Here is a 20,848-nt window from a genome sequence, read left to right on the forward strand (position 1 = left end):
ATTTGCTCCGCTAACGGAAAGCTTTCGGAAGCGTTCCTCGCCGTTCCATCACGCTTCCTGGCCAAGCCGCACGATGATGTCGTTCGGCAACAGGGCTGGCGCGTCGGCCGCGCCCAATCGCCACAGGCTCTCGCCCGCGACCAGCGCCGGCATGGGCAGTTCGCGGTCGGCGAAATTGGCGACAATCTGCAAGATGTCTCCGTTCTCCGTCCGCCAACGGGCATTCAGGCCGCCCGTGCGAGTGTTCTCCCCCAGCAACTTGCAATGAGCCGACACGAAACCCCGTTTGATCAGCGGCACGATCTTCTCGCGCCGTATCTTCAGCAATTGGGCTGTCAGGCCGCGAAACCTGACGCTGACGGGAGAACGGTCGATGCCGTTCCAGTCGAGCTTCGATGCCTCGAAGGTTTTTTGATCGCACGGATCCGGAATGCTGGCACGCATGTCGGGGGTCGAGAATGCCTTGAAGTGAGAGAACTCCTTGCGCCGCCCTTCCCGCGTCAGCTCGGCAGCTTCGCCGGACCAGTCTGCGAAGAACTGGAATGGCGTGTCGGCCGCGGCTTCCTCGCCCATGAACAACATCGGAATGTGCGGGTTCAAAAGAACCAGCGCCAGGGCCTGATCCAGTTTCTCCGGACCGACCAGCGCGGAAAGCCGCTCCCCGAGCGCGCGATTGCCGATCTGGTCGTGGTTCTGGGCGAAGAAGATGGTGGCCTCGGGCGGCAAATGCGCGCTCGGCTCTCCGCGCGGTGCGTCATGCAGCGGAAAGACTTCGCCCTGATAGGCAAAGCCCTCGGTGAGCGCTCGCGCGAGATGTTCGAGCGGCCTATCCGCGAAGGCGCGATAATAGCCCTCGTCCTCGCCCGTCAGCAGGACGTGGAGCGCGTTGTGAAAATCATCGCCCCATTGCGCGTCATAGAGCCGGGTTCGCCCTTGCGCCCGGTCGAGCAGGCGAGCCTGATTGGCCTCGTTCTCCAGCATCAGATGCACGCGCCGGCCCGGCAGCTGACTGCGAACCGTCTCGGCAAGCTCGATCAGGACATGGCGGTCGGAATCGTCCTTCAGGGCGTGGACGGCATCGAGCCGCAAGCCGTCGAACCCGTAGTCGCGCAGCCACATCAATGCGTTCTCGATCAGGAACTCGCGCACGAACGCGCCGTCATGTCCCTCGAGATTGACCGCAGGCCCCCAGCCGGTGCTGTGGCGCGTGGTGAAGAAGCTTTCCGCATAGAGGTGCAGATAGTTCAGCTGCGGCCCAAAATGGTTATAGACGACATCGAGGTAAACCATGATGTCGAGGGCATGTGCCGCGCGTAACAGCCGCTTGAGGTCTTCCGGCCTGCCGTAGCGTGCATTCGGCGCATTCAGCAGCACGCCGTCATAGCCCCAATTGTGCCGGCCAGGGACGTCGTGGAGCGGCATCAGCTCGATTGCGGTGATGCCGAGATCGCGCAGATAGGGCAGCTTCTTCTCGATGCCGGCATAGCTGCCTTCCTCGCTGAAGGTGCCGACATGCAGCTCGTAAATCACGGTCTCCGCCCACGGGCGGCCGGGATAGAGCACCGAGTCCCGGAACGCCGCGGTGTCGACCACCTCGCTCGGCGCCCCGACGTCGTCGGGCTGGAAGAACGAGGCGGGATCGGGAACGACCAGATCTTCGTTGATCCTGAACTGATAGCGCGTGCCGACATGCGCGGTGGGACTCAACGACTGGTACCAGCCATCGTGGTCGCGCATCATCCGGAGTGGCGGCCGGCCGGCTTCGAGCAATTCGACCGATTGCGCAGTCGGCGCCCAGAGATTGAAGCAGACCCCGTGATCGAGGCATCGAGGACCGTGGTGTCGCGCCTGCCCGGCCATTCCCAATCTGTGACTCAAACCTGGTCGCCTTTACGTGCATGGCTGGAAGTGACGACACGCTTCGCGAGGCTCAATTTGACGATCGCTTAAGCATGCTCAGGACGAAAGAAGCCGAGATGCAGGCATTCGTTCCTCAGGCGAGCGCTGCACCCGGCCCACACGCTCTGTGTGCACTTTTGGACCGAGGACGAAAAATGTCTGATCGGTGGCGAAAGTTAGGAACGTTTGTTGCGGCGCAGAATTCAGGATTTGCGCTCCGTTGGGGAAGCGCCATTGGAATTTTCGAAGATGGTTGGCAGAGGCCAGTGTTGTCCATTGGGCCGGGGGGCCTAGCGCATGCGGATCCTTTTCGCGACGCCGGAAGTATCAGACTTCATTCAAGTGGGTGGACTTGCCGCCGTCTCGGCGGCTCTCCCGCGCGCCTTGCGCGACTTTGCCGACGTCCGCGTCATCATCCCCGGCTATCCGGCTGTCCTGCGCGGATTACAAGACCTTACGACCGTCGGACGATGCCAACCTTTCGCGGCCCTTCCGGCCTTTGCCATCGATCTCGGGCATACCGCCGACGGCATGACCTATTACGTCGTCCGGTGCCCGGCGCTGTACGAACGAGACGGCACGCCCTATGCCGATGGCCGCGGAGCTGATTGGGGCGACAACAATGTCCGGTTCGCGACCTTCTCTTATGCCGCCGCGCAGGTCGCGAGAGGATTGGTCGACAAGGATTGGGCCGCTGATCTCGTCCATGCCAATGACTGGCAATGTGCACTGATCCCCGGCTATCTGGAATGGCACTACGCGCACATTCCAACTGTGTTCACGATCCACAATCTGGCCTATCAAGGCGTCTTCGACCGCAGCTCGCTCGCGCCGCTGGGGATTCCCGAGGCGAGCTTCAACATCGACGGCGTGGAATTCTACAATCGCCTGTCCTTCATCAAGGCCGGCCTGGTCTACGCTTCCCACCTGACGACCGTCAGTCAGACCTATGCCCGCGAGATCACCACGGCCGAGTTCGGCTGCGGTCTCGAAGGGCTGTTGCGGCAACGGGCCGATCGCAACCAGCTTTCGGGCATCTTGAACGGAATCGACGAGAGCTGGGATCCGCGCACCTGCTCCTCGCTGTTCCAGCCGTTCGGAGCCGGTGACTGGGCCGAACGATCAATGAATGCCGACGATGTCAGGGAACAGTTCGGGCTGGCGGTCTCGAGAGGTCCCCTGTTCGCGCTCGTGGCGCGACTGGTGCACCAGAAGGGCGTCGACCTCGTGATCGAGAGTGCGCAAGCGATCGTCGATGCGGGCGGCCAGATTGTCGTGACAGGCAAGGGCGAAACGCGGTTCGAGGAGGCGCTGCTGCAGGCGCAGGTGCGCGCGCCGCGCTCGATCGCCGTGAAGATCGGCTTCGACGACGCCGAGGCACGAAAGATCTTCGCCGGCAGCGACTTTACCCTGATGCCGTCGCGCTTCGAACCCTGCGGGCTGAGCCAGATGTACGCCCAGCGCTTCGGCTCGCTGCCCATCGGGCATCGTACCGGCGGCCTCGCCGAGACGATCGTGGACGGCGAGACCGGCTTCCTGTTCGACCGCGCGTCGGCCCCCGGCTTCCTTGGAAGCCTTTGCCGGGCGTTTTCCACCTTCGGCATGAAGGACCGCCTCGATCACATGCGCCGCGCGGCCATGGCGCAGGCCTTCAGCTGGACACAGTCGGCCAAGTCCTACGCAGCGATCTACAAATCCTCGATCTAGACGGGCAACTGCAGGACGAGCAGGGAACGGAATCGCCTGAGGAGCGGTTGCAACTCAACACAGGAGTTTTCGCCATGCGTCGCCCGAAGCCACAAGCGATCCGCAACAAGCTCGACCTGGCCGACCCTACCCAGGTGCGCCTCGTCAGAAAGCGTCTTGGACTGTCCGACGCGGAGCTGACCGGCATCGTCGAGCGGATCGGCAACTCGATTGCGGCGATCAGCAAGGAGGCGGCGCTGCAAAGGGCAACCACGCTGCCCAAGCCGGACGATGTGCCTCCTGTCGCCGTGATTACTTCTGCGGTCGTCGGCGAGCGGGCGACGCGGAAGTGACGGCAACTGCACCAAATTGCTGAAGGGCTGTTCGGGGGCAACGATGGATCAAACAGTACATTCGGATGACGCACTGACGCGGGCGGCCTCGAGCCTGCGCCGCTCCCGCATCAGCGAGGGCAAGCCGTTTCCACTCGGCGCCACCTGGGACGGGCTCGGTGTCAATTTCGCGCTATTTTCGGCCCATGCCACCAAGGTCGAGCTCTGCCTGTTCGACGACGACGGCGAGACCGAACTGGAGCGGATCGAACTCCCGGAATACACCGACGAAGTCTGGCACGGCTATCTGCCCTCGGCGCGCCCCGGCACCGTCTACGGCTACCGCGTCCATGGCCCCTACGAACCCGACGCGGGACACCGCTTCAATCCCAACAAGCTCGTGCTCGATCCCTACGCCAAGCAGCTGGTCGGCCGGTTGCGCTGGGGACCGGAGCTGTTCGGCTACCAGCTCGACCATGCCGACAAGGATCTCTCCTACGACGAACGCGACAGCGCGCCCCTGATGCAGAAATGTCGCGTCATCGACCCGGCCTTCACCTGGGGCGCCGCGCGCAAGCCGGAAGTGCCATGGGAGCGGACGATCGTCTACGAGATGCACGTCAAGGGTTTTACCCAGCTGCATCCGCTGGTGCCCGACGTGGACCGCGGCACGTTCTCCGGTCTCGCCCATTCGGAAGTCCCGGCCTATCTGCGATCGCTCGGTATCACCAGTGCAGAATTGCTGCCGATCCACGCCTTCGTCGACGACAGCTACCTGATCGAGAAAGGCCTGCGAAATTACTGGGGCTACAACTCCCTTGCCTTCTTCGCGCCGGAGCCGCGTTACCTCAAGACACCGTTCGCGAACGAATTCAAAGCCATGGTCAACCAGTTCCACGCCCATGGCATCGAGGTCATCCTCGACGTCGTCTACAATCACACCGCGGAAGGAAACGAGCTCGGCCCCACCCTGTCGTTCAAGGGCATCGACAACGCCAGCTATTATCGCCTGCTGCCGGACCAGCAGCGCTACTACATCAACGACACCGGTACCGGGAATACGGTGAACCTGTCGCACCCGCGTGTGCTGCAACTGGTCGCGGATTCCCTGCGGTACTGGGCGACCGAGATGCGGGTCGACGGCTTCCGCTTCGACCTCGCCACCATCCTGGCACGGGAGCCCTACGGGTTCGACGAAGGCGGCGGCTTCCTCGACGCGTGCCGCCAAGACCCGGTGCTCTCCAGCGTCAAGCTGATCGCCGAGCCCTGGGACATCGGTCCGGGCGGATATCAGGTTGGTCAGTTTCCGCCGGGATGGGCGGAGTGGAACGACAAGTTCAGAGACACCGTGCGCGCTTTCTGGAAGGGCGACGAGGGGTCGATCGCGGACTTCGCTAAGCGCGTGTCTGGCTCCGGCGATCTCTTCAACAAGCGCGGCCGCCGGCCATGGGCCAGCGTCAACTTCGTCACCGCCCATGATGGTTTCAATCTCAATGACCTCGTCTCGTACAACGACAAGCACAACGAGGCCAATGGCGAGGACAATCGCGACGGCCACAGCAACAATCATTCCTGGAACTGCGGCGCCGAGGGACCGACGGACGATCCGGACATCATTGCGCTGCGCGAGCGCCAGAAGCGCAATCTGCTGGCGACCATGCTGTTGTCTCACGGCACACCCATGCTGCTTGCCGGCGACGAATTCGGACACACCCAGCACGGCAACAACAACGCGTACGCCCAGGACAACGAGACCACATGGCTCGACTGGATGGGCATCACCGCGAACGGCCGCAGCCTGCGCGAATTCACGCGCAAACTGATCGCCACGCGCAAGGCATTTCCGATTCTCTACCGCAGTCGCTTTCTGGTCGGCTCTCACAACGAAGAGCTGGACGTGAAGGACGTGACGTGGCTCGCGCCGTCCGGAGAGGAAATGACGACGGAGCAGTGGCAGGACGGCAACGCCAAATGTTTCGCTTTGCTGCTCGACGGCCGCGCCCAGGAGACCGGGATCAAGCGCCGCGGTTCGGACGCAACCATGCTGCTGATCTACAATGCTCATCACGACGTCGTCAATTTCACCTTGCCCGCGGTCGCCGAGGGACGCAGCTGGATCGGGTTGATCGACACCAACCAACCGGAGGGGCAGATGCCCGCATTCGAATTCGGGCACGTTTATGCGATGACCGGGCGATCCCTCGTGGTGTTCGGTCTCGCCACCGAGAGCATCGCCACGCGCCGTTTGCGACAGGGTCTCGGCGCCCTGCTGGACGTCGTGGAGGCGCCACTGCCCGGATAGTTCGCCATGACAGTGCGAGAAGACGTTTTCGAGTTGATGACGACAGGGAACGCACGCAGGTCACCGGCGTTCGAGTAGATGGGGCATCAGTCGGAGAACACCGAGATGAAGTTCACAGGTGCCGTTATCCTCGCCGCTCTCGCGCTGCCTGGAGCAGCCTGGGCGCAGGCCAGCAAGCCTGACGTTTCGTCCGCGCCGAGCGCGCAGAATTCGGGTGCCGGGATTGCCGGACAGCCCGGCAACAAGAACGGTCCGGCCGCCAAGCCCGGTGAGACCGTCGGATCGAGCTCGACGAGCTCCACTGGCAACACCGCCGTGCAATCGCAGGACCCGTCGAATATTCAGGGCGCACCAGGCAACAAGAATGGGCCGCCCGCCAAGCGTCCGGACCAGCGCTAACGAATACGCCCGCTATCCTGCCGCTCGACATTCAACGACCCGCGCCGGACAACACTGGCGCGGGTCGTATCAATAGGAACGAACGCTGCAACCGCCCGTTCGGGACTCACCTTCTTTCCACTCCCCCTCCAGCACCCGAGAGTCCACCATGTATCACCACGTCAAGAAGCTGATGTTCACCGTTCGCGTCGACGAACCGGATCCCCGCTTCGGCAACATGCTGCTGGAGCAGTTCGGCGGCGCCAATGGCGAGCTCGCCGCCGCGATGCAGTACTCGATCCAGGGGTTGAACTGCGAGGACCCCGATCGCAAGGACCTGCTGATGGACATCGGCACCGAGGAGCTCAGCCATCTGGAAGTGGTCGGCACGCTGGCGCGGATGCACCTCAAGCCGTCGAAGTTCGACCGCCAGGCGGCCGAAGCCGATCCCCTCATCGCCATCGCGGGCGGCGGCGGGGTCAATCTCTTCAACTCGCAGGGAAATGCCTGGACCGCCGACTATCTGAAGATCACCGGCGAGCTCGACGTCGACCTGCGCAGCAACATCGCCGCAGAGGCGCGGGCCAAGATCGTCTACGAGCGGCTGATCAATTTCTGCGACGACGCCGGCAGCAAGGACGCGCTGCAATTCCTGATGACCCGCGAGATCACGCACATGAAGGCGTTCGCGCTCGCGCTTGAGAGCATGGGCAAGCCGGCCTTCAGCATCGGCCGCATCGCCCCGACGCCCGGCCTCGTGGATCAGTTCTTCAACGATTCCACCGGCGCCGGCGATCATGGCGAGATCGACACACGCGGACCGTGGAACGAGGGCGGCGACTGGGTCTTCACGGAGTCGCCGGCGATCCAGGCGGGTGAACCGGGTCCGGCCTCGGCCATCGTCACCGAGAGCTCGCCGCCCGCGGACGAAGCGGGTCTCGGCGATCTGCTCATCAACGAGCTGCGCGATATCCTGCATGCCGAGAAGCAATTGACCAAGGCGCTTCCCAAGATGGCGGAGGCCGCCCGCTTCGACCAGTTGCGCGAGCTGTTCGAGCAGCATCTCGCGGAGACCGAAGCGCAGGTCGAGCGCATCAACGAATGCTTCGAAATGCTCGGCAAATCCGCCCGCGCCAAGCCCTGCAAGGGCATGATGGGCCTCGTCGAGGAAGGCCAGGAGATCATGGCCGAGGGCGAGGACAAGGAGGACGCGGCGGCCGACCTCGCCCTGATCGGCGCAGCGCAACGCGTCGAGCATTACGAGATCGCAGGCTATACCACGGCGCGCAACCTCGCCCAGCAGCTTCGCCACAGTGCCATCGTCGCCCTGCTGTCCAAATCGCTGGCGGAGGAGGAGAACGCCGATCAGCTCCTCAACCAGGTGGCCCGCTCGCTGATGTCGGTGGCGAAAATGCCCGCGGCAGTCGAGCAGACCGAATGATCCCTAGCCGTCGAGGAGTTCGAGGAATTCCTCGACGCGCCTGAACGGATCCTGATCACGGCGACCGGCGTAGACGACGCGGTCGCCGTCGCGCTGCAGTAATCGGCCATCCGACTTCCCCCTCGATTTTCGCAGCCGCCCGGGCAGGAACGTCGCGGCGACCGCCTCGGGCCCGACATCGAGCCTGACGATGCCACGCCGTTTGCAATCAATCCGGAGCCTGGCGGATGCGAAGAAGTCGCGGGCCTCCGGCGGCAGCCTGCCGAAACGACGCGAGATCTCCTCCTCCAGGTCTTCCAGATCGTCGTCGCTTCGGCACCTGGCAGCGCGGCCATAGATCTCGAGCCGTACCGCCTCGGATTGCACGTAGCCTTCGGGCAGCATGTCGGCCAGCGGCATATTGAGATCGGGCACCCACAGATCGGCGCCGGCATCGCTGCCACGCTCGGACGCCCGCTTCAGCAGATGACTGTAGAGCACGGGTCCGAACACCTGGACGTGGCCGGACTGCTGTTCCGAAAACAGATCGCCGGCGCCCCTGAGGTCGAGGTCGCGCTCGCTGATCGCAAAGCCGGCACCCGGCTTGCTGAACTCCTCCAGCACCGCCAGACGCTTCTCGGACTGCTCCGACGTCGATTCCGTCAGCAGATGGGCAAAAGCGCGCGTGCCGCCGCGTCCCACCCGTCCCCTGAGCTGATGCAGCTGTGCAAGCCCGAACTTTTCGGGCCAGCACACCACGATGGTGTTCGCGCGTGGAATATCGAGACCGCTTTCCACGATATTGGTCGCCAGCAGCACATCCGCCGCGCCATCGACGAAACTCATCATGCGGTCGTCGATCTCGTCCACGGGCAGTCTGCCGTGAAGACAGACGATGCGCAGCTCCGGCGCCACCGATTGCACACGGGCCAGCATCGGCTCCAGATCCTGGATGCGCGGGCAGATCAGGAAGCTCTGACCGTGCCGCCTGCGCTCGCGGAGCAGCGCCGCGGCGATGGCAGCGTCGGACAGCGGCGCGATCCTGGTCACGATGGGAAGGCGATGAACCGGCGGCGAGGCAATCACGCTGAGGTCCCTGAAGCCGGCAAGTCCCGCCGCGAGCGTGCGCGGGATTGGCGTGGCGCTCATCCACAGCGAATGGGCACCCTTGGCGAGGCCTGAAAGCTTCGCCTTCTCCGCCGCGCCGAAATGCTGCTCTTCGTCGATGATGACGAGGCCGAGGTCGGCGAACTTCACGTCCTTTGCCGCAAGCGCCTGCGTGCCGACGACGACTTTCAGTGTGCCGCGCCGCAGCCCCTCCTTGGTCTCTCGCGTCTCCGGGCCTGAACTGGCTCGCGACAGGCTTCCCACCTCAATCCCGAGAGGGCCGAACCGTTTGCGGAAGGTTTCGACATGCTGCCGCGCCAGCACGGTCGTCGGCGCCGCGATCGCCACCTGCTTGCCCGACAGCGCCACTGCGGCTGCCGCCCGCAGCGCGACCTCGGTCTTGCCGAAGCCGACGTCACCGCAGATCACCCTGTCCATCGGATGGCCCGCCGCAAGATCGTCGAGGACGTCTTGAATCGCCTGGCCCTGGTCCACTGTCGTGAAATAGGGGAACCGTGCGACGAATTTTTCGTAAGCCGGCCCCGGCGGCACCAGTTTGGGTGCGCGACGGCGGAGGCGCTGGCTGATGTGTTTGGCGAGCGCCTTGGCGGCGACCTGGATTTCCGCTTCCGCCTCGGTGCGCCGCGCCCACCAGCTGCTGCCGTCCGCCTTGTCGAGCGTCAGCTTGCCGGGCTCGCCGGCATAAGGCCAGATCACCGCGAGATCGGACGGCGGTACAAGCACGGCATTGTCGCCCGCGAATTTGAGCCTGATCATCTCGCGTCGCGATCCTTTGCCCATGTCGAGGGTCTGCAAGCCGTCGAGCACGGCGAGCCCGCGTTGCAGATGGACAATGGCGGCGCCCTTTTCGGGCACGTCGGGATGATCGAACGCCGGGTTCCAGGCGCGCGCCATCGGCTGGGGATGATGGGCCCGGCTGCCGAGCACGTCGGACGCGGTCACGACGACAAGCGGCTTGCGGCCGGCGCCAATGAACCCCGCGTCGAAATCGGCCAGCAGCGCGCCGTCACGGCTCCGTGCCTTCGTCACCTCGCTCCAATCGGCCAGGCGCTCCGCCTTGATGCCGCTCATGCGCTCCATCGCGCGAAGGTCATCCTCGACGGCGGCGACGAACAGCAGCCGCGATCCGCCGCGCTGCATGTCGGCGACGAAGGCGCGAAGCGCCTTGCGCGGCGAGGCCAGCTTCGAGAACTCCGGCGTCGAGATGAAGGCGGCCTTGCGCGGCAGCACGCTGATGCGCTTCTTCAGCTGCTTCCAGTCCGCCTGCCCCAGATACTCGCGCTCCGCGTCCCTGCGGCCGGCGGCGTCCTCGATCGTGCCCAGCCAGCTCTCGGCGTGGGTCGATACCCCGGCATCCGCGATCCATCGCGCGCGGCTGCAGTAATCCGGCAGTGTCGCCCGCTGTCCGCGCGTAGCTCCCAGCGCGATCCGTTCGGACATGGGATCGATGATCAATTCGGCGGTCTCGTAGACGACCTCGTGCTCGATGGGATCGACCGCGACGATCTTGCGGATCGTGTCTCCGGAATGCTCGATCCGGAAGGGAGCGAGCGCGCCGGCGGGAAACACTTCGAACGTCTTGCCATGGAACAGGACGCCGCCCGGATATTCCGCCTCTTCGTCGAGATCGTAGCCGAGAGCCTCCAGCCGCGTCTCCAGCTCGGGCCCGGAATAGGGTGCGCCCACCTTCAGCGTGAGGCTCGACCGCGACCAGCTCGCCGGCAGCGGCAGCCGTTCCATGATGGCTTCCGCGGTCGACACCAGGAAGACGGGTTTCTTTGCCTTGGCGAGACGCCGCAGCACCGAGCTGCGCCGGCCCGCGATCTCGCGGGAGGGCTCGAGGCCGTCGAAGGGCAGCGTGTTCAGGCGCGGAAACACCAGCACGTCGACCGAGGGATCGAGGGCGTGGATCACGCCGCCCAGCCGCTCTGCCCTGCTCTCGTCATCGCAGAGGAAGACGAGGCCGTCGCGGCCGGACTTCTCCCAGTGATCGAGCAGATGCAGCGCCAGCATGCCGAGCGGCGATGAGGAGGCGACCGCGGACCGCGAGGCGCTCTTGTCCGGGCGCTTGCTTGTCGAGCCCGTACTTTTCGAACTCGTGCTCCTCGAACTCTTGCTTTTCGCGCTCTTGCTTATCGAGCCTTTGCTTTTCGAGCTCTTGCTTTTTGTCTTTATCGCGCCGGTCGTGGCCCGGGCTTTCCTGGTGGGCGCCAATGTGTATCCAACTTTGTTTCGCAAATTGAGGCGAGCGACGACGAGCCCTCCCGTCGAGCTCCGTCGATAACGCGCCTCGGGCGTGAGCGCCCAATGACGTCATTACAATTTTGCAATTGCGTTGAAAAGCAGAGACAGCGGGGGAAGGCAAGCGGCCTGAGCGGGCAGAAAGCTGCCGGCAGGCGGCTATTGCAGGACCTTCGGCAGCACCACGACCACGTCCACGCTCTGCGCGAGGATATGCGTGGCGACCACAGCGAGCTGGTGCGAGAACTCGTCCTCGATCTCGGCCGCGCAGTCTTCGTCGCTGGCAATGGCAAACAGCAGATTACCGTCGATTTCGTCGAACCGGATGCCGGCGAAGAGGCGATCGAAAATCTCGGCGCCCGCGATGTACGCGATTCGCGCCTGGATAGCCTGGTCCTCGACGAGCGACAACTTTCTCATGGACGCAACATATGGCCGCACCACCCGAATGCAAGAGCAGGAGAGCGCTGGCGCCGCGTGCCTTGCGAACTATATTGGTGGCATCGTCCCGCCTGCCCGCGTTTGCCCTTGAGGAAATCCTTGATTCTGTTCCTGCTGCTGATCTTCCTGCCGATTGGGGTGTCGGCCGGCCGCTATTATTTGCGCGGCGACGGCCGCGGCAATTGGCAGACGGCGGATCGCTCCAGCGCCGGCCTGCTGCCGCCCGCATCCGCCAATCCGGACGCGCTGATCCGCGTATTCGCCGCGCGCACCGTGCGCTGGCGCAGCATCTTTGCCGTCCACACCTGGATCGTCGTCAAGGAGAAGGGTGCCGCGACCTACAGCCGATACGACTACACGGCCTGGGGCGATCCTGTTCGCAGCAACGGCTTTGCGCCCGACGGCCGTTGGTTCGGCGCCCTCCCGGAAACCGTCGTCGCCGTCGACGGCGCGCGGGCCGAAGCGTTGATTCCGAAGATCCGTACCGTCATCGAGAATTACAAGTTCCGCGCCTATGGCGACTACAGCGCCTGGCCGGGACCGAATTCCAACACCTTCGTGCAGGCGGCGCTGGACGCCGTTCCCGAATTGCGCGCGGTGCTGCCGCCGACCGCCATCGGCAAGGACTTTCCCTATAGCGGACGCTGGGCCGGCATCACGGCGTCCGGCACCGGGCTCTACGCCTCGCTGTCGGGCTATCTCGGCATGACCATCGGCTGGGTCGAAGGTGTCGAGGTCAATTTCCTCGGCGCGGTGCTCGGCCTCGACATCCGCCGCCCCGCGCTGAAGCTTCCTGGCATCGGCCGCCTGGGTGTGGCGGCCGGCACGTAGGCCAATGAAGGCGTGGTCCCGTCAAAGTCGGGGCCCTCCCAAGCTTCCCGAATCGTCCTTCCAATGTGTGCTTCAGGTCACAGCCGAATCGAGCGCCTTCGCGTAGAATGATCCTGCATGGCCGCAAACAAGGTAACGGCGGTACGCACGAGGCTGGAGAGGCGACCAACAGCTACGGACTTTTGAAGCCGCCAGGGCGAAGAGCTCGGCGGTTTTTTCTTTGTGTATCATTTTCGGTCCGATCGCTTCGCTTTCTAACGTTTCTCCGAGGAATCCGGGAGCCTCCGCTGATCGCGCTCTTGTTCGATCTGCCGTTCCGCTTCGACCCAGAACTCCAGATCGCGATCGGCCGGGCGACCGGCCTGCTCCCAGAGTTCGTAGGCGCGCGCTCGCACCTTGCCGCGCCCCATCATGCGAAGCAGCTTTTGCTTCAGCTCCTCGGCAAAGTTCCTGAATCGCTGGACGGTGGTTTCGTCTTTGACGAGCGCAGCCGCTCGCGTTGCGAGTTCGATCTGGTGCTCTATCTTTTGCTGCTCATCCACCGCAAACCCCGCCGTAGCCACGGGCATGCGTCGCAGCCCGTGCTGCTCACAACTCAATTCCTGCTGGAAGGGTCTGTTCCGCCTTCAATGCCACGTCCTTCAATGCCACGTCGTGCCCGCTTCGACGATCACCGCCCTTGTCTCGGGATCTTCGGTCGCGTTGCAGGTGCAGGGCATGCCCTCACCGCATCGGCAGCCGCCCAATTCGTCGCTCCAGGCGCGGAGCGGATGGTTTTCGCAGACCCATCCCAGACCGTGGCAGAATGGGCAGCTCTTGTTGGTCACAGCGTATCCGGCGTCCGCATGGGGTTCGACTTGTCCTCGTTGCGCAACTCCTGCTCGGCCGCGTGCCAGAACTCTTCCTCGCGGCCTTCCGGCTTGCCCGCCTGTTCCCACAAGCGGTGCGCGCGTTCTTTGATGTCGTGATCGGTCGGCTCGGGCATTGTATCTCCTGCGAAGAGACACGGCCCCACCCTGGGGGGTATGGGGGCTTGGAGGCGGGGCCGTGCAGGCCAGCAAATCGGCGGCGACGCTGGCCCGCTGAGTCAAGCCTCGATGGTGCGCAAGAGTTCCTAGGTCGAGCGATCACGCCAGCTCGAACGAAGCCGCCGTCGCCGCCTGTGCGGACCCCGAGATGAAGCGGTGCACTCCCGACACGGCGCGTTCCGCGGGTATCGGGATGTGACCTCAGCCAGTCATTCAGGCGAAGCTGACGTCGGGCAGCCGGCGGCGTAGTTCGGCGAGCGAGAACGTTGTCATCAGCCGAAATCTGCGATACGGGCGTCGAGCGCAAACATGCTTTGATAAACTTCCGGCTCGCTCGCCCCGGCCATGACGTTGGGCGCAAGCTCGCTCGCCCGCTGCAAGGCGGCCTGCAACGAGGCGACGTCGAGCGCCTCGATCAGTAAGAGTCCGGCGAAAAAGCCCTCGTTGTTCCGCATGCCCTTCTCGGTCGTCCGCACCGATGTCCGCGCCTCGTCGGTCGCGCCGATCTGCACGGCGGCAACCCCGTCGCACGCAACGAGCGCCTGAGCCAAACCTTGGGGATCTTTCGGCAACGTCTCGATCCGCAGCGCCACGATCGATGCGCCCTCGCCCCGCCCTGCCCGCGCGATCATGACGCCGCCGCCCCGAATGAAATTGCCGAGCTTCGGCATGATGCGCTGGGACCAAGGCGTCGGTGCGTTAAGGCGCGCCAGATAGGCCTCGCCGTCGAGGACCTCCGGTGTTTCCAGCTCATACAGAATGAAGAAGCGGTTGATGTCATCCCTTGCCGCGCGGAAGACACGCGATGCCAGGAACCCCTTCGTCGTCACGCGTTCGGTCGTGTGCTCACGCGTCAGCCAATGCCGGTAGTCGGTCAGGTCGTGAGCCTCGACGTCGCTCCAGATCGCGAGAAATCCCGTGCCGCGCATCCCGCCCTCCATGCCTACACCTTGCCGCCGGCCGCTAGCCCGTGCAGAGCCGGTGCGATGGTCTCAGGCAATTGCCCCAGCCGTTGGACGGCCGCAAGCATTGCGGCGAGATAGCCATAGGGACCGAGGCCGCAAATGACCGCCGTGCAGGCACTCGACGTGATCGAGTGGCGGTGCAATTCGTCCCGCGCGTGAATGTTCGAAATATGTACCTCGATCTTCACGCCCTCGAAAATCTTCAGCGCATCGATCAGCGCGATCGAGGTGAATGAATAGGCCGCGGGATTCATGATGATAGCCTCCGCATTGCCATGGGCGGACTGGATCAGGCTGACGAGTTCGCCTTCCATGTTCGATTGATGGAACGACATCGAAACGCCGAGCTGGTCGGCCAGCGCCTGGCAGCTCGCCTCGATCTGCTCAAGCGTCGTCGAGCCGTAGATGTGGGGCTCGCGGATGCCAAGGAAATTGAGATTGGGTCCGTTGAGGATCATGATCCTTGCGGCCATTTTCGCTTGTCCTTCCTTTGTTGCCGACGCGTCTAGCCGCTGAACCACTTGGCCGGGATCGTCACCAGTCCCGGGAATAGCACCATCGCGAACAGGACGATCAGTTGCGCGATCAAGAAGGGCCAGACGCCCTTGATTATTTCCTCCATGCTGATCCTGGAGACGCCGCAAACCACATTGAGCACGATACCGACCGGTGGCGTGATGAGGCCGATCGCATTATTGATGATGAAGAGGACACCAAAGTAGACGGGATCGATGCCCGCCGCCTTGACGATCGGCATCAGGATGGGCGTGAGGATGAGGATGGTCGGCGTCATGTCGAGGGCCGTTCCCACGATCACCACCACGACCATGATCGCCAGCATCAGGAGCGTGTTGTTGCCCATGAAAGGCTTCAGCAGGGTGACGATCTGTGCCGAAATCTCGGACACGGTGATGAGCCAGGACGATACCAGCGCCGCTGCCACGAGAAACATGACGATGCTCGTGGTCAGGGCCGAAGAGACGAAGACCTCATAAAGTTGCGACAGCTTCAATTCCCGATAGATACAGGTCGCGACGAACAGCGAATAGACGGCGACGACGACTGCGGCTTCCGTCGGCGTGAAGATGCCGAAGCGCAGGCCGACGATGATGATGACCGGCAGCATCAACGCCCAGAAGCCGTCGACCACCGCTTTCACCATTTCCGAGAGCGATGCCCTTGGCGGGGGCGTCAGGTTCTCCCGGCGCACCACCCACCACCAGGCCAGGCAGAGCCCTGCCCCGAGCAACATCCCCGGGACGATCCCGGCCAGAAACAGTTTCGAGATCGACACGCCTGCGGCAACACCGAAGATGACGAACCCGATGCTGGGCGGAATCACGGGCGCGATGATGCCGCCGGCCGCCACCAGACCCGCCGCATAGGACTTCTTGTGACCCGCCGCCACCATCATCGGCACCAGCAGGGCGGCCAGCGCCGCGGCGTCGGCTGCCGCGGAGCCCGAGAGCGACGCAAGGATGCAGGATGCGAGGATCGTCACGTAACCAAGTCCGCCGCGAAAATGGCCGACCGCGACGAGCGCAACGTTGACGATTCGCTTGGCCAGACCGCCCTTGTTCATGACCTCGCCAGCGAGCATGAAGAAGGGAATGGCCATCAGCGGAAAGCTGTCCGCGCCGTTGATGACGTTCTGCGCCACGATCTGGGCGTCGAACATGTCGATCGTGCTCATCAGGGCCACGCCGCAGACGATCAGCGCAAAGGCGATCGGCATGCCCAGCGCCATGGCGCCGAGCAGCGAGAAGGTGAAGACGGCGATCGTCATGGCGTGATCCCGGTGATTTTCAGGATGCGAGCGCCGGGCTGCACGATACGGGGAGACAGCATCAGTGCTCCTCCGATTCCCTGACGGCTACCATGTCGGCTTCGCTGGCCTGTCCGGAAATGACGCGGAACAGGTCGTAGAGGAGGATCATTCCGGTCGAAACGCCGAAGATCACGCCGACGCCATAGAAGATGCCAAGCGACAGCCCCGTCGCCGGCGCGCGGTCGTCGAGATTGATGATCGTCTGACGCCAACTTCCCGAGAGCAGAAGCCAGTCGGCGAACAGCATCAGGACGTAGCTGACGATGAAGCAGATGCGTTTGCCGTAAGCCGGCAGCATCCGCACAAGGCTATCGACGCCGAGATGGGCGTGTTCGCGCATTGCCACGATCGCACCGAGGAAAGTCAGCCAGACCAGGAGCCAGCGCGACAGCTCCTCGGAGATCGCGATTCCGGAGTTGAAGCCGTAGCGCAGCACCACGTTGCCGAACACCAGCACCACCATCACCGCAAGAAATGCGGCAATGATGCCCTTCAGCAGGGTGCAATAGAGGTCGAGAATTCGTGCCATGCGGGCCGTCCAGGCAAGGTCAGTTCAAGAGCCGGCCGACCGGTCGGCTCCTACTTATGCATGCTGACGAGGTCGACTATTTCACGTCCTTGCGGATGCGATCGAGCTCGTCGTTGAACAGCTTGACAGCCTCCGGCTTGAGATTGGCGGCAATCTTGTCGACCACCGGCTGCGCCGTCTTACGCATGCGATCGAGTTCTTCCGGCGCGACGGTGTTGTACTGCATGCCCTTCGCCTGCAGTTCCGACAGGGCCTTTTCGGTCTGAAGGCGCGTCTGCTCCTTCTGATAGCCTCGGCTTTCCTCGTACGCCTCGCGCATCAGGCGCTGCTCGGTCGGCGACAGCTTGTCCCAGAACGCCTTGCTCACCAGGATGATGTTCAGGGTGAAGGTGTGATTGGTGGCGGAAACGTATTTTTGCACTTCGTAGAACTTGTTAGAGAGAATGACCGTGAAGGGGTTCTCCTCGCCGTCGACGGTGCGGGTCTCCAGCGCTGAGTAGAGTTCGCCGAAGGCCATCGGAACGGGATTGGCCTTGAAGGATCCGAAGGTCTCAAGGTAGACCGGATTCGGAATCACGCGAAGCTTGAGGCCGTTGAAATCCTCGACCTTGGTGATCGGCCGCGTGCTGTTGGTGACGTTGCGGAAGCCGAGGCCCCAATAGCCCAGACCGATCAGCCCCTTCGGCGGCAAGGCATCGAGCATTGACGTCCCGAATTTGCCGGTGCCGAGCGCGTCGGCCTGCTCGATGGTCTTCACGATGAATGGGAAGTCGATGAGGCCGAACTCCGGCACGACGGTTGCGAGCGACGTCGTCGAGGCCGACAGCATTTCCTGCGTGCCGCCACGCAGTGCGGATTGCTGCTGCAGTTCGTTGCCGAGCTGCGAGGCCGCGAACTCGCGAACCTTCATCTTGCCCCCGCTCTTTGCCAGCAGGATCTCGGCAAACTTCTGCACCCCCGCGCTGACGGGGTGATCGGTGTTGTTCAGGTGTCCCCACCTGATCGTGCGCTCCTGAATGTCCTCAGCGGATGCGCCGACCGTCAGCGCCACGCAGATCGCCGTCGCAGACAGCGCCCGTACCAGCAAGCTCATCGTTTCCTCCCTGTTCGAACGGGCGCGAACGGTGGCTTAAGCCATCATTTTTCGTACCCTCAGTCTATTTAGACATCACACATGTATTTCGATGTCAAATGACGATACCTATTTCATATGATGATTTGCTGTACGTCAGACGCTCAAAATCTGCTATAGTGCTGGCAACATTGATGGTTCGGCCGCCTCCGAGGTGGCGGACCGATCGGGACAGGTGGGATCAGAAGGCATGACGTCACTCGAGGAACGGCCCCTGTCGGCGGGCGACAACGGCTATCAGCGCATCCGGGCCGACATCATTTTCGGAGTGCTCACGCCATCCGGACGCCTCAAGCTCGATGCCATGAAGGAAGATTACGGCCTCAGCGTCAGCACGCTGCGCGAGATCCTCAATCGTCTGACGTCCGAGGGATTCGTGGTTGCCGAGGGCCAGCGCGGCTTCGAGGTGGCGCCGATCTCCATCCAGAACCTGCGTGAGCTCGCCGGTCTGCGCATCCTGCTGGAGCATCATGCGATGGCAGAATCGTTCCGCGCCGGCGACGTGGAGTGGGAAGGCCGCGTGGTGTCGGCGCATCACAAGCTGGCGGCGACAGAACGCACAGTGCTCAAGGAGGGTGACGATCCCGAGCTGCGCAAACGCTACGACGGCGAATTCCACCAGGCGCTGATCTCGAGCTGCGGTTCGCGCGAGCTGATGCAGACCCACGCGGTCGTGTTCGACAAATATTTCCGCTATGCGCTGCGCTACCGCGGCGCAGAGACGATCAACCAGCACAAGGCGCTGCTGGACTGCGCGCTCAAGCGCGACATCAAGAGCGCCAAAGCCGTGCTCACCGAGCACATCAACGGTTGCGTCGCGCACGCCCTCGCCTCCTGGAACGAGGATTAATTGCCCGCGCCTGACGTCTTTCGACGGCAGCTCGTGGTTGGAATCGGATCGGGATGACCACCGACATGATCCCCGCACATCGGATAGAGACCGCGGTCGCCGCAGCCGACATCCTCGGCGAGACGCCGTTGTGGTGCGACCGCTCCCGCAAGCTGTGGTGGGTCGACGTCGACCGGCGGCTGCATCAATCGTTCGATCCGGCGACAGGTGCTCATCAAGTTGTGCCGTACGCATGCAACTTCCTCGGCAGTCAGGCTCTGACGGCGGATGGCTCCCACCTGCTCGCGCAGGATCTGGGACTGTATCGCCGCGCGTCCGATGACGGTCCTCCAGCTCAGCTCTGCGAGGTCGAAAGCGGCCCCGACAACCGCCTGAACGACGGGCGCGTCGACGCGCGGGGCCGGCTATGGATTGGCACCATGGACAACCAGCTGCATCGGCCGAACGGGGCGCTGTATTGTGTGGATTCGGACGGCCGCACGGCGCGCATGTTCGGCGGCGTCATCGTGACGAACGGCATCGCGTTCTCACCCGACAATCGCACGCTCTATTTCACGGATACGAGGCGATACCGCACCTGGCAGTTCGACTTCGATCTCGATGACGGCGTGATTGGCAACAGACGGCTGTTCGCAGATTACAGCACCTCCGGGGAGAGGCCGGACGGCGCTTGTATCGACGTCGCCGGCGGACTGTGGACCGCATTCTTCTCCGGCGGCCGGGTGATACGCTATCGGCCGGACGGCCGGATCGACACCGTCATTCCGGTGCCGGCGACCAATCCGACCTGCGTATGCTTCGGCGGGGCCGATCTGAAGACCTTGTTCGTGACGACGGCGCGAAAGTTTCTGGATCGTGAGCAATTGAGCCGCGAACCCCAAGCGGGTCATGTTCTGGCCATTGATGGCATTGCACAGGGACTTCCAGAACACCGCTTCGGCAATTCATCCTGAACCCTTTTCATTCCGAACCCTTGCACGGGCCGTCGTGAACCGGCTTCGCTACCATTTCTCGCCGAAGGGACGAATCTCCAGCTCGAAGGTCCAGGCGCTTTTGGGTTGCTGATAGAGCATCCAATAGGATTCGGCGACCGACGATGGCGGCATCAGGAGGTCGGGATTATCCAGCGCGTTCGGACCGAGCGCTTCGATCCGCCGTTGCCGGACCCATTCCGTGTCGACGCCGGAATCGATGATGAGGTGCGCCACGTGAATGTTCTTCGGGCCCAATTCGCGCGCCGCGGCTTGCGCAACCGCCCGCAGGCCGAACTTGGCGCTGGCGAACGCCGCATAGCCGCTTCCGCCGCGCAGGCTCGCCGTCGCACCGGTGAAGAAGATGTTGCCCTGGCCGCGCGGCAGCATCAGGCGCGCGGCCTCGCGGCCGGCGAGGAAGCCGGAATAGCACGCCATTTCCCAGACCTTGCGGAACACCCGTTCGGTCGTGTCGAGAATCGGAAAGTTGACGTTGGCGCCGACGTTGAAGATGCAAACCTCGAGCGGGGCGTGCTTGTCGGCATCGCCGAGAAACGAGATGATCTGGTCTTCCTTGCGCGCATCGAGCGCGCGCGCGTGAATTTCGCCGCCGGCCTGCTCGATCTCCTTGACGAGCGGTTCGAGCTTGGCGCCGTCGCGGCGTCCCGCGAACACCGTAAAGCCCTCGGAGGCGAACTTCTTTGCAATCTCGCTGCCGATAAAATCACCGGCGCCGATCACGGCCACGGTCGCGTTTCTCTTTTGCATGGGACTTCTCCCGGTCAGGTCTGGATCCGGTCGTCGGATCATAATTCAGACCGCGGATTGTCTTATAGTTCTAAAAATGAACTGTCAATTCAGGCGTATTTTCCGCTGAACTACGCCTT

Annotated in this window: 20 protein-coding genes; 9 read left to right on the forward strand and 11 right to left on the reverse strand. The window is 63.4% G+C overall.

The features are described from left to right. Nucleotides 1–48: 48 nt before the first annotated feature. Nucleotides 49–1,860, reverse strand: a complete 1,812-nt coding sequence (treZ, locus tag BRA1417_RS0135535; RefSeq protein WP_027519887.1) for a malto-oligosyltrehalose trehalohydrolase — start codon at nucleotides 1,858–1,860, stop codon at nucleotides 49–51. Nucleotides 1,861–2,196: 336 nt separating this feature from the next. On the opposite strand from treZ, the gene glgA reads away from it, so the two are divergent. From glgA to BRA1417_RS0135560, 5 genes are all read left to right on the forward strand, one after another. Beyond that, nucleotides 2,197–3,606, forward strand: coding sequence for a glycogen synthase GlgA (gene glgA, locus BRA1417_RS0135540; protein ID WP_027519888.1), 1,410 nt, complete (start codon nucleotides 2,197–2,199; stop codon nucleotides 3,604–3,606). Between the two features lie 74 nt (nucleotides 3,607–3,680). Then, nucleotides 3,681–3,938, forward strand: coding sequence for a DUF3606 domain-containing protein (locus tag BRA1417_RS0135545; RefSeq protein ID WP_027519889.1), 258 nt, complete (start codon nucleotides 3,681–3,683; stop codon nucleotides 3,936–3,938). A 43-nt stretch (nucleotides 3,939–3,981) separates the two neighbouring features. Next, complete coding sequence (glgX, locus tag BRA1417_RS0135550; protein ID WP_027519890.1) at nucleotides 3,982–6,219, forward strand: glycogen debranching protein GlgX; 2,238 nt, start codon at nucleotides 3,982–3,984, stop codon at nucleotides 6,217–6,219. Between the two features lie 105 nt (nucleotides 6,220–6,324). Then, nucleotides 6,325–6,618 carry a hypothetical protein gene (locus BRA1417_RS0135555; protein WP_026232628.1) on the forward strand — a complete coding sequence of 98 codons (294 nt, stop codon included), beginning with the start codon at nucleotides 6,325–6,327 and terminating at the stop codon, nucleotides 6,616–6,618. Between the two features lie 148 nt (nucleotides 6,619–6,766). Next, complete coding sequence (locus BRA1417_RS0135560) at nucleotides 6,767–8,038, forward strand: DUF892 family protein (RefSeq protein WP_018453925.1); 1,272 nt, start codon at nucleotides 6,767–6,769, stop codon at nucleotides 8,036–8,038. Nucleotides 8,039–8,041: 3 nt separating this feature from the next. On the opposite strand, the gene BRA1417_RS0135565 is transcribed toward BRA1417_RS0135560, so the two are convergent. Continuing rightward, nucleotides 8,042–11,158: a DEAD/DEAH box helicase gene (locus BRA1417_RS0135565; protein ID WP_027519891.1), complete on the reverse strand. Its 3,117-nt coding sequence runs from the start codon at nucleotides 11,156–11,158 to the stop codon at nucleotides 8,042–8,044. On the opposite strand from BRA1417_RS0135565, the gene BRA1417_RS41365 reads away from it, so the two are divergent. Beyond that, nucleotides 11,157–11,429 carry a hypothetical protein gene (locus tag BRA1417_RS41365; RefSeq protein WP_051448438.1) on the forward strand — a complete coding sequence of 91 codons (273 nt, stop codon included), beginning with the start codon at nucleotides 11,157–11,159 and terminating at the stop codon, nucleotides 11,427–11,429. The genes BRA1417_RS0135565 and BRA1417_RS41365 overlap by 2 nt on opposite strands. Nucleotides 11,430–11,545: 116 nt before the next feature. Here BRA1417_RS41365 and BRA1417_RS0135575 read toward each other — a convergent pair whose 3' ends face one another. Further along, complete coding sequence (locus tag BRA1417_RS0135575) at nucleotides 11,546–11,806, reverse strand: hypothetical protein (protein WP_007595982.1); 261 nt, start codon at nucleotides 11,804–11,806, stop codon at nucleotides 11,546–11,548. Between the two features lie 120 nt (nucleotides 11,807–11,926). On the opposite strand from BRA1417_RS0135575, the gene BRA1417_RS0135580 reads away from it, so the two are divergent. Further along, entirely contained in the window at nucleotides 11,927–12,658 is a 732-nt protein-coding gene (locus tag BRA1417_RS0135580; RefSeq protein WP_027519892.1) for a DUF3750 domain-containing protein, read from the forward strand. A gap of 254 nt (nucleotides 12,659–12,912) precedes the next feature. Here the strand turns inward: BRA1417_RS0135580 and BRA1417_RS0135585 are convergent, their stop codons facing one another. The 7 genes from BRA1417_RS0135585 to BRA1417_RS0135620 form a co-directional block, all read right to left on the reverse strand. After that, the gene (locus BRA1417_RS0135585; RefSeq protein ID WP_035969031.1) at nucleotides 12,913–13,227 is read right to left on the reverse strand and encodes a DUF2934 domain-containing protein; all 315 of its coding nucleotides are present in this window, start codon (nucleotides 13,225–13,227) and stop codon (nucleotides 12,913–12,915) included. Nucleotides 13,228–13,481: 254 nt separating this feature from the next. Then, nucleotides 13,482–13,643 (reverse strand): DUF2934 domain-containing protein, encoded by a 162-nt coding sequence (locus BRA1417_RS43320; protein WP_084462383.1) that lies wholly within the window; start codon nucleotides 13,641–13,643, stop codon nucleotides 13,482–13,484. A gap of 315 nt (nucleotides 13,644–13,958) precedes the next feature. Further along, nucleotides 13,959–14,615 (reverse strand): hypothetical protein, encoded by a 657-nt coding sequence (locus BRA1417_RS0135600; protein WP_027519895.1) that lies wholly within the window; start codon nucleotides 14,613–14,615, stop codon nucleotides 13,959–13,961. A gap of 14 nt (nucleotides 14,616–14,629) precedes the next feature. Then, nucleotides 14,630–15,124 carry a type II 3-dehydroquinate dehydratase gene (locus BRA1417_RS0135605; RefSeq protein ID WP_027519896.1) on the reverse strand — a complete coding sequence of 165 codons (495 nt, stop codon included), beginning with the start codon at nucleotides 15,122–15,124 and terminating at the stop codon, nucleotides 14,630–14,632. A 32-nt stretch (nucleotides 15,125–15,156) separates the two neighbouring features. Next, nucleotides 15,157–16,437: a TRAP transporter large permease gene (locus tag BRA1417_RS0135610; RefSeq protein ID WP_027519897.1), complete on the reverse strand. Its 1,281-nt coding sequence runs from the start codon at nucleotides 16,435–16,437 to the stop codon at nucleotides 15,157–15,159. 61 nt (nucleotides 16,438–16,498) lie between these two features. Then, on the reverse strand, nucleotides 16,499–17,008 hold the full coding sequence (locus BRA1417_RS0135615) for a TRAP transporter small permease (RefSeq protein ID WP_027519898.1): 510 nt from the start codon (nucleotides 17,006–17,008) through the stop codon (nucleotides 16,499–16,501). A gap of 76 nt (nucleotides 17,009–17,084) precedes the next feature. Further along, nucleotides 17,085–18,101: a TRAP transporter substrate-binding protein gene (locus BRA1417_RS0135620; RefSeq protein ID WP_027519899.1), complete on the reverse strand. Its 1,017-nt coding sequence runs from the start codon at nucleotides 18,099–18,101 to the stop codon at nucleotides 17,085–17,087. Nucleotides 18,102–18,330: 229 nt separating this feature from the next. Between BRA1417_RS0135620 and BRA1417_RS0135625 the strand changes: the two genes are divergently transcribed. Both BRA1417_RS0135625 and BRA1417_RS0135630 read left to right on the forward strand, forming a co-directional pair. Then, entirely contained in the window at nucleotides 18,331–18,990 is a 660-nt protein-coding gene (locus BRA1417_RS0135625) for a GntR family transcriptional regulator (protein ID WP_027519900.1), read from the forward strand. Between the two features lie 53 nt (nucleotides 18,991–19,043). Beyond that, nucleotides 19,044–19,943, forward strand: coding sequence for an SMP-30/gluconolactonase/LRE family protein (locus BRA1417_RS0135630; RefSeq protein WP_027519901.1), 900 nt, complete (start codon nucleotides 19,044–19,046; stop codon nucleotides 19,941–19,943). Between the two features lie 48 nt (nucleotides 19,944–19,991). Here BRA1417_RS0135630 and BRA1417_RS0135635 read toward each other — a convergent pair whose 3' ends face one another. Continuing rightward, nucleotides 19,992–20,729 (reverse strand): SDR family oxidoreductase, encoded by a 738-nt coding sequence (locus BRA1417_RS0135635; RefSeq protein ID WP_027519902.1) that lies wholly within the window; start codon nucleotides 20,727–20,729, stop codon nucleotides 19,992–19,994. Nucleotides 20,730–20,848: the final 119 nt, after the last annotated feature.

Origin of the sequence: Bradyrhizobium sp. WSM1417 (assembly GCF_000515415.1) — a bacterium.
Taxonomy (GTDB): Bacteria; Pseudomonadota; Alphaproteobacteria; order Rhizobiales; family Xanthobacteraceae; genus Bradyrhizobium.